General features: G+C 34.1%; 9 protein-coding genes. 4 read left to right on the forward strand and 5 right to left on the reverse strand.

Going from position 1 to position 8657, the window contains the following annotated elements; genetic code table 11:
• The coding region (locus MRZ08_RS01270) for a ComEC/Rec2 family competence protein (protein ID WP_297378381.1) at positions 1 to 1582 on the reverse strand (1582 nt) is incomplete at its 3' end.
• A 51-nt stretch (positions 1583 to 1633) separates the two neighbouring features.
• On the opposite strand from MRZ08_RS01270, the gene MRZ08_RS01275 reads away from it, so the two are divergent.
• From MRZ08_RS01275 to MRZ08_RS01285, 3 genes are all read left to right on the forward strand, one after another.
• On the forward strand, positions 1634 to 2248 hold the full coding sequence (locus tag MRZ08_RS01275; protein ID WP_297378383.1) for a hypothetical protein: 615 nt from the start codon (positions 1634 to 1636) through the stop codon (positions 2246 to 2248).
• Between the two features lie 215 nt (positions 2249 to 2463).
• Positions 2464 to 4203 (forward strand): ABC transporter ATP-binding protein, encoded by a 1740-nt coding sequence (locus MRZ08_RS01280; RefSeq protein WP_297378385.1) that lies wholly within the window; start codon positions 2464 to 2466, stop codon positions 4201 to 4203.
• Positions 4200 to 5960 carry an ABC transporter ATP-binding protein gene (locus MRZ08_RS01285; protein WP_297378388.1) on the forward strand — a complete coding sequence of 587 codons (1761 nt, stop codon included), beginning with the start codon at positions 4200 to 4202 and terminating at the stop codon, positions 5958 to 5960. Before MRZ08_RS01280 ends, MRZ08_RS01285 begins: the two co-directional genes overlap by 4 nt.
• Before the next feature lie 90 nt (positions 5961 to 6050).
• Here MRZ08_RS01285 and MRZ08_RS01290 read toward each other — a convergent pair whose 3' ends face one another.
• Both MRZ08_RS01290 and MRZ08_RS01295 read right to left on the reverse strand, forming a co-directional pair.
• Positions 6051 to 6398, reverse strand: coding sequence for a hypothetical protein (locus MRZ08_RS01290; RefSeq protein ID WP_297378390.1), 348 nt, complete (start codon positions 6396 to 6398; stop codon positions 6051 to 6053).
• 9 nt (positions 6399 to 6407) lie between these two features.
• On the reverse strand, positions 6408 to 6812 hold the full coding sequence (locus MRZ08_RS01295) for a helix-turn-helix domain-containing protein (protein ID WP_297378392.1): 405 nt from the start codon (positions 6810 to 6812) through the stop codon (positions 6408 to 6410).
• A 169-nt stretch (positions 6813 to 6981) separates the two neighbouring features.
• Here MRZ08_RS01295 and MRZ08_RS01300 point away from each other — a divergent pair, with 169 nt between their 5' ends.
• Positions 6982 to 7302, forward strand: a complete 321-nt coding sequence (locus MRZ08_RS01300) for a DUF4491 family protein (RefSeq protein WP_297378395.1) — start codon at positions 6982 to 6984, stop codon at positions 7300 to 7302.
• 441 nt (positions 7303 to 7743) lie between these two features.
• Here MRZ08_RS01300 and MRZ08_RS01305 read toward each other — a convergent pair whose 3' ends face one another.
• Complete coding sequence (locus MRZ08_RS01305) at positions 7744 to 8082, reverse strand: SdpI family protein (protein ID WP_297378398.1); 339 nt, start codon at positions 8080 to 8082, stop codon at positions 7744 to 7746.
• Between the two features lie 8 nt (positions 8083 to 8090).
• Positions 8091 to 8657, reverse strand: a 567-nt coding sequence (locus MRZ08_RS01310; protein ID WP_297378400.1) for a TVP38/TMEM64 family protein, incomplete at its 5' end; no start/stop codon positions are given.

Below are 8657 nucleotides of genomic sequence, written 5' to 3' on the forward strand. Positions count from 1 at the left end.
GATAAGGAAGGAGGATTTTCTCTCCTGAAGCGTAAGTTTTGTATTTAGGTCCTCCCACATCAACCATATAATAAGCTCCCTTATCATTGAGTAAAAAGGCGTCTCCTTGGCCAATATCTATCATCTGATAGCTAATCTCTCCCCTATCTTTTCCTAGAGAAAATATCAAGACCATAATAGAAAGTAGAATTATATTAGCATGAGCCTTGACCCTATTTCTTCCTAAATTTAATATAATTATGATAAGGATAAAACCATAAAATGCAAGTAGGATATGGGGCTTTCTAAAATCTAGGGCAAGGAATTTGATTTTATTTAAAAGTTCTGTCATATTTAGGATGCTCTCTACAAGTAGGTTAAGTCCAATAAATAATAGCTTGATGAATCTCCCTAATAGCGGATAGGCAAATATTATTATAAAAATTATATACATAGAAAGGCTAAATACAGGAAGTATTAGAAAGTTTGCCAGTATGCTTACGAGGTTAAATCTTCCATAATAATAAATCATAAAGGGCAAAAGAGCAAGCTGAATGGAGCTAGTAAAGGCGAGGCTTTCTCCTATATAGGATTTGCTAAAGTGATTTTTAATCTTTGGATAAACCAAATAGACTGCAAGGCTTGACGCAAAGGTCAAGATAAAACCAGTATTTAGACCTGCAAAGGGATTTATAAGTAATATTCCAGATCCTATTATTAATAAAGCTTTTATTTTATCCATTGGCTTATTATACAAAAATGCTAGAAAAGAAATCACATTTAGGCCAATCACCCTAATTACTGAAAAGGGAAAGCCTATTAGATATCCGTAGATTGTTGCAAGAAAAAGTCCAAGCCCATAGGCATACCTATAGTTAAATCTTCCTAAGAGAAATAGGATAAAGAAAAACAACATATCCATGTGAAGCCCACTAACAGCAAGGATGTGGCTTAGGCCTAGGTCCCTTATCGAATCATTTTCTATAAGATTTTCCCCTAAGATTACAGAAACGACAAAGTCAGCTGATCTTTTACTTAGATTATTATCGAAGATCCTGTGGATATAATTATAGAAAGAATTTCTCATTTTTAGAAAAAGATTTGGGGCCATCCTTCTTTTCTCAATCTTTTCTATATTGATTTCTTTGAATATCCCCTTGCTAGCCAGGTACTTCCTGTAGGAAAAGAGATTGGGGTTGGTATTTGTAGGAGCTAAGTTAACTTTGCCATATCCTTCAAAGCTTTCGCCAATTGCTAAATCTTCGTCCATAAAGGCGAGAACTTTGGCTTGCTCTTTCCCATCTTCAGCTCTCAAAAAGTACCTAAAGCCTTGGTCTTTCCTTCTTTTTTCAAGGACTGTAAAATTAAACTTTCCATTATCTCCTATGTTTTTCATCTCGCTATTAAGTTTTAGAGATGAAAGAGAAAATATCATAAAAATTCCAAGAGCCATATAGATTAAAGAATTTTTCCTATAAATTGATAGAAGGCTTATCAGAATACATCCAGTAAGTATATATAAAATATTCAAATTTTCATAATTAATAAATATCAAAAGGCCCAAAAGGAGGCCTAGGATAAATAAAAGTATCTTTTTTCGCATAATTGCCTCTTTTTTATTATATCATATGATATAATATTAGAGAGGTATATTATGACTAAGATTTACGAAAAATTTCCAGAAATAACAGATGTTAAAGCAAAAGTCCTATCCAAGAAATTTGTAAACAACAACACCTATCTTATCTTGGACAAGACTATATTTATGCCCCAAAACGATACCCTCTTGGACGAGCCAGGCCATATCGGGGGAAGTAAGGTACTTTCTGTAGAAAAAAAGAAGGATAATATAGTCCACCTAGTCGAAGGAAGGGAAAATAGGACTAACCTCCTCCTATCATTAGATAAGGAGGCCCGCTTTCACAATCTCTACTATGCGACTAGCTTTTCCCTATTTAAAATATTTTTTTCTTCCTATTACAAGGCTGATAGGATAAGCTTCAAGCTTTACGAAGATTACGGTGAGATTTCAATCATCAAGCCCTCACGTGATTTCGATCCAAATCTTATTGAAGAGCTCATAAATTATGCCATAGACAAAGGCCTTAATCTAACTCTTGATAAGGGAATTGTTGAGCTTAAATCTATAGGAAAGACTATTAATAATTTAATCTCTTTTGATAATACCTACAAGATCAAATCTTTTGAAATTGAAGAATCCTTAGTCGAGGAAAATAAGACTGTCATAAGTTTTAAAGCTGGAAAATAGTTTACTTCCCCGAAAAATAAAAGTTTAGCCGCAGCAATGCGGTTTTTTCTATTAAAGTACTATTGCGCAAATAGATTTTCTGTGCTAGAATAAAATTATCATTAAGAAAGGAGATGGAAAAATGAACAAAAAAGCAAGAATGGATTTCAAAATTAACTAACTATAGTAAGTATCAGGATACTCCTTGATCCTTACGATTAACAACAAGGAGAAATATGACAGAATTTAAATTTTTAATGAGAAAGATGGCCAAACTCGAGCCACTTATGTTTTTACTAATCGCACTTTACGGTCTATTTGTAGGGATTAAGCCCTTCTTATGGATTATTTCACCTGCCTTTATATTGAAAAATCACTCTACTAATCCAGAGATTTTCCCAATTTTCTTTATAGGCTTATTTTTTATATCATCTTTGATTAGCTTCTTCGATTCCTTTATCATGGGCAACTACCGCATGAGGATGAATCATATTCGCTACAAAATGATGAATATGGTCACAGAGTATTCACTCTACCTACCCTATGCACAAAAGAAAGAAAAATCTGAAAGTGAAAAGATAAATAACGCCATGATGGCAGTAAGAAGCCCTTGGGAGGGTGCCGGAGGAATTATGATGGATCTTCCAAATGTTTTTGCTATGCTTACTTCTATCGCGGGATTTTTGTGGATCTTTCTAAGGATGGACAGCTGGCTTCTTCTTACAACTCTTACAATCACTGTGATCTCATCACTTATCTTAAACAAAATCCCAAAGACCTATGATAAGTATTGGGCTAGCATGAGTCCTAATTGGAATAAGTTTGCCAAGCTTAATAACGAGATGAAATCTCCCCTATCCAAACAGGATATCCTAATTTATAATAGCGTGGACCTTTTCAAATCTTACTACGGCAAGACAAATAGGGACAGGATTGGAGAACTTTCAAGAGTAAATTCAAAGACACTAGGCTTTTTTAGCCTGGCTAATGTAATCAACCTCCTAAGGGATGGCCTTATCATGTACTGGCTTCTTACTAGCTTAATCTCTGGAAGGATTGATATAGGAGATTTCTATGTCTACTTTACAGCGATCTTCGCTTTTATAGAATTTAACCGCCAAAGCATGTGGGTCTATAGCGATATTAGAAGAAATTACACTATGTTTAAGCCATTCTTTAGGATAATAGAAGTATTTAAAGACGATAGGGAAGAAATTTATCCAGACAAGCTAGAAATCACCTTCGATGATGTTTCTTTCAAGTATCCAAAGTCCAAGGACTATGTCCTAAAAAATATATCTTTTACCATAAGAAATGGCGAGTCCATTGCCCTAGTTGGAGAAAATGGAGCAGGTAAGTCAACCCTTGCCCTAATACTAGCTGGATTTTATAAGCCTACAGAAGGAAGGATTTTGATTAATGACAAAGACCTTGAAGATTCAAAGATCGACTACAAAAAGCTAGTATCAGCAGTCTTTCAGGACTCATCACTCCTACCTTTTAGCTTTAAGGAAAATGTCTTGCTTTCTAGCGAAGATAGGGATATTAATCATATTTATAGCTTGACCCATCTTGACGAGATAATAGAAAAATATGAGAAAAAGGATAGGCAAAGTCTCCTTAGAATCCTAGATAGTGAAGGTGTAGATCTTTCTGGTGGCCAAAAACAAAGACTCTTCTTATCAAGAGCTATAGCTAAGGAAAAGTCCAAAATCCTAATCCTTGATGAGCCTACAGCCCAGCTCGATGCCCTAAATGAGAGAGAACTCTACATGCTTTATGATGAATTAATAGAAAACAAGTCTTCTATATTTATCTCCCACAGGCTTGCCTCAACCAAGTTCTGCGATAGAATAATCTATCTAAGAGACGGAAAAATACTCGCCGAGGGTAGCCACGATGAGCTGATTAAAACATGTCCTGACTACAGGGACCTATATGAGCTTCAAGCCAAAAACTACAAGGAGGCCCTATGAAAAATATCATAAAACTTCTTAATCTTATCGAAAAATACTATAAGGGCTTTACAGTAAAGATTATGGGTCTAAATATAATCATGGGCCTTATCCCTTTGATAAATATCTTTGCTCCAAAGCTAATTATAGATGAGCTAATGGGAGATGCTAGATTATCATATTTGCTTATGGTAGGAGGAGGTGTCCTTGTTTTAGGATTCATAAGAGAAATCTCTTCTAGGGCCCTTAATAACTACCTAACCCTGGTCTTCGAATCGATGTCTGATATTCTAACATTTTCTATTGCTGAGAAATCCTTAAGACTTCCTATAGAAAAAACTGACAGCAAAGAAATTCAAGATATGATGGAAAAGGCCCACTACGCAGTTTGGGAAATGTACAATCTTTATGAAGTAATAGTTCTCGTTATATCTGCTGTAATAAGTGGAATCATGTCTTTAGGGATTCTCCTAAGCCTAAACTTCTATATAATTATCCTCCTCATAATCCTAGTCTTGATTAACAGGAAAATCGTAAATTTGATTAGGGAGAATGAATTAAAATATCAAGAGACAAATGTGACCGATATGAGAAGTTACAGGTTCTTTGCCGATTTTGCTTCTGACTTAAGATATTTTAAGGATATAGAAATATATGAAGGTCAAAAGCTTGTATTAGAAAAGGCTGATAAGTATCAGCAAAAAATGGTGGAGTCGTCCACTGATTATTTCAACAAAAACGGCATCTACAATGGTCTTATGAATGTAAGTGCCAATGGCTCGATTATCCTTACCCTAATCTACCTAAGCTATAAGCTAATTACTAGGACAATCAGCCTGGCCAACTTTACCATGTATTTTAACGCCCTAATTCAAGTAATAAATGCAACCAATCTCATCCAGCAAAACTACGCCAAAGTCATATCAGTTGACGCAGAGCTTAAGGTCTTCTTCGACCTAATGGAAATGGAAGAAGGTCTCCTCGATAAGGGCCATATCGATCATATCGATACAAGTGAAGTTAGGATTAGATTTGACAAGGTATCTTTCAAATATCCAAAGTCAGAAAACTATGTCCTAAAAGATGCTTCCTTTGAAATAAATAATGGAGAAACCGTAGCTCTCGTTGGAAGAAACGGTGCTGGTAAGTCGACTATAGTCAAACTCCTATGTAAGTTCTACGAGCCTACTGAGGGAAATATTTACTTAAACGATATAAATATCAAGGACATTAATACAAAAGAATACTACAAGATCCTATCCCCTACCTTCCAGGACTTTAGGCTTTTTCCTTTTAGGATAAGCGAAAATATTACAGGAAAGTTAAAAGATGAGATAGATGATAAGGATTATGATAAGATGAGTAAGTCTTTTGACCTACTTAAGCTAACGAGTTGGATTGATAAATTAGTAGACAAAGAAGACACCTTCCTAACCTACCTATTCTCTGACGAGTCGGTTGAGCCTTCGGGAGGAATCGGCCAAAAGATTGCCCTTGCCCGCTCCATGTATCATGAGGGTAAGTTTTTCATCATGGATGAGCCTACAAGTGCCCTAGATCCAAGAAGTGAAGAGGAAATCTTTGAAAATATGCTAAAAATCTCAAAGGGACAGACTTCTCTTTTCATCTCCCACAGGCTTTCATCAACCAAATATGCAGATAAGATTATAGTCTGCGATAAGGGACGCATTAGCGAAGAAGGAAGTCATGAAGAACTAATGAAAAAGAACGGCTTGTACAAGGAAATGTTTACCAGCCAAGCAGATTTATATCTATAGAAAAAGCTTATGCAAATCAATAAACTTATCTAAAGTTAGTCCTAAATCTAACTAGAAGATGGTTTATAACTTGCATAAGCTTTTCTTTAATTAAAATGACATATTCTTATAATATATTAACAATATTATAAATACAACACCTCCGATAAGGTGGATTGCTAGAGCTAGGCGGGATTTTTTCTTGAAAGATTCAAGATTTTCCTTATCTCTCTTCCCTAAATTTTGGATAGGATATTTTTTCCTTCCTATAAGATAGGCTAGGAGAAAGGCATTTCCATTGTTACCTGAAATGTTTAAGAATCCAAGTAGCTTAGGATGCTTGAGTCCTCTTGCCCTTGCGTCGATTTTCGTCATTTGATAGATATTATATTGTAGGATAATTCCACCAAGTACTGTCACAACCCCACTTATAATTATAGTTATTAATTGTAGATCCATAAAATCCTCCTAGAATCTCTTTATTATCTCTGAATAGATTAGCCCTGTTAGAATTATAGAAAGGGTGAATATAGCTACCATATTTAATCTTTCTGGCATAAATTCTGTAAATAGGGCAATTGCAACGACAATAATCAAGGCGAGTATTATTAGGCCAATTAGTTTCTTGTTTGATTTTACTAAGTCGGTTGACTCTTCCAAATGCTTCATAAAATTATCACTTCCTTTCAAAAGTTCGTCTAAGGAAACATCGTATAAATCAGATAAGGCAATTACATTTCCTATATCAGGATAGGTCTTGTTGTTTTCCCAGTTGGAAATTGATTGCCTAGATACGAAAATCTTCTCGGCGACTTCTTCTTGGGTCATATTTTTCTTAAGTCTTGCTTCCTTTAACTTATCTCCTATCAACATTTCCACCTCCTAAGTCTATATTAAAAAAAATATTTTATTTAGTCTATCTATATCACTTTACACCCAAGATATTTCATGTAAAAAGGCTTTTACATCCTTTGATTTTAATGAATTTCTCAAAAATTTGACCAAATTTACCAAATATATGATAATTAAATAAGGAGGGTTTATGGAAGGAATAATAATTGGTGTAGTAACATTTTTTCTTATAGGAATTTTTCATCCGCTTGTGATTAAGGGCGAATATTATTTTGGCAAAAAGATTAATAAATATTTTGCACTTTTCGGCCTTATTTTTGTAGGAATTTCTATATATGTTAATTCACTTATACCTAGCATTTTTGCAGGTGTAATTGCTTGCTGTTGTTTTTGGTCTATAGGTGAAGTCAATGAACAAGAAAAAAGAGTTTTAAAAGGTTGGTTTAAGGAAAATCCCAAGAGAAAAGAATACTACGATAATTTAAGAAAAAATAAAAATTGTGACAAATAAAAATAAACTTTATAAAAATATTTAACAATGTTCATTAAGGATTCATTCATGGATATTTCACGAAAATCAATACTAAAGAGTAAAAATATTTAGTATTTAGAGGAAGGACTTAAGATTCTGAATATTAGGAAGCTTGCTAAAAACTTTGGGATGGAAATAGAGACAATCTACAAGTACTTTTCAGCAAAAGATGACCTCTCTTTAGAAAGGGTCTGGGTAGATATCTTCCGCATAGATAATTAAATAATAAGTCCAAAGATTTTCTAATCTATTTATCTAGTTTCTCAAAGTTCAATCTGTAATCTCATATTTTTTAGCTAGCATTTCTCGACTATCAGATTCACCTGATAAGTGTTCCCTTACTAGTTTAATTTTAAATTCTTTTGTGTATTTTAGCATACAAAAACCCCTCCATCCGTATTCCGGATTTTGGGGTTCAGGTCATTTTTTGTGGGCTTCTTTTAATCTATTTTCTAAGCTTATCCCACAAGTTATATAGGCTAAGACTTCAATAATTAGAATTATTATTATTCTAAGAGTAGTTACTTCAAGAAATCTTTGGACAAGAATTCCTATTAGAAGAAAGATTGCTCCAAGGATAAAGCAAATCTTACTCATCCTATCATTGGCATAGTACCAATTTGCCTTATTTTTCATCGAAATAGCTGACCTATAGCCGTATTTGTCATTAATCTTCTTATCCTTTACCCTCTCACAGACAAAGCCTGTAATTATCAAAAAAGCTGGCGCAAAGTAAAGTAATAAATTTTTGTAAAACATAATACCTCCTATAAGTATCTTTCAAATATAAAGTCAAGTCCCATCACCCAAGCCATGGAATAAAGAAATATGGATGGGCCCTTGAAGAGAAATATTATACTTGCAAACTTCTTAAAACTCATATCTGTAAGTCCTGAAAGATAACAAAGGAAATCGTCAGGAGCTACAGGAAATAAAATCGCAAGAGCGAAGAACTTTTCATAGGACTTATCATTAATCTTGTGATGATATTTCTCAAAAGTATCCTTTCCGAAAATCCAAATCACAATGGACTTACCGAAGTTTCTAGATATAAAAAACACTAGTATTGATCCAATACAGATAGAAATGTAGTTATATATAAAGCCCCAAAAGGCTCCAAATATTATAACTCCAAACGCCAAAGTTAGTCCGCCTGGAATTACTGGAAGGACAACCTGAACCACCTGGATAATCATAAAGAAAAGAGGGGCGAGCTTTCCCTTAGATAGGATATAAGCCCTAAAGCTATCTAGAGAATTAAATAGTCCTGCCCTATAGCCCAAATATCCTAAGATTGTAAATACTACAAGCATAAGGACAGATATTATATTGAA

The organism is Anaerococcus sp. (assembly GCF_022770135.1).
GTDB lineage: Bacteria > Bacillota > Clostridia > Tissierellales > Peptoniphilaceae > Anaerococcus.

Bases quoted from the DNA above. Each gene is read 5' to 3' on its own strand.
- MRZ08_RS01285 (WP_297378388.1), top strand. From the start codon at position 4,200: ATGAAAAATATCATAAAACTTCTTAATCTTATCGAAAAATACTATAAG.
- MRZ08_RS01305 (WP_297378398.1), bottom strand. From the start codon at position 8,082: ATGTTTTACAAAAATTTATTACTTTACTTTGCGCCAGCTTTTTTGATA.
- MRZ08_RS01290 (WP_297378390.1), bottom strand. From the start codon at position 6,398: ATGGATCTACAATTAATAACTATAATTATAAGTGGGGTTGTGACAGTA.
- MRZ08_RS01295 (WP_297378392.1), bottom strand. From the start codon at position 6,812: ATGTTGATAGGAGATAAGTTAAAGGAAGCAAGACTTAAGAAAAATATG.
- MRZ08_RS01275 (WP_297378383.1), top strand. From the start codon at position 1,634: ATGACTAAGATTTACGAAAAATTTCCAGAAATAACAGATGTTAAAGCA.
- MRZ08_RS01300 (WP_297378395.1), top strand. From the start codon at position 6,982: ATGGAAGGAATAATAATTGGTGTAGTAACATTTTTTCTTATAGGAATT.
- MRZ08_RS01280 (WP_297378385.1), top strand. From the start codon at position 2,464: ATGACAGAATTTAAATTTTTAATGAGAAAGATGGCCAAACTCGAGCCA.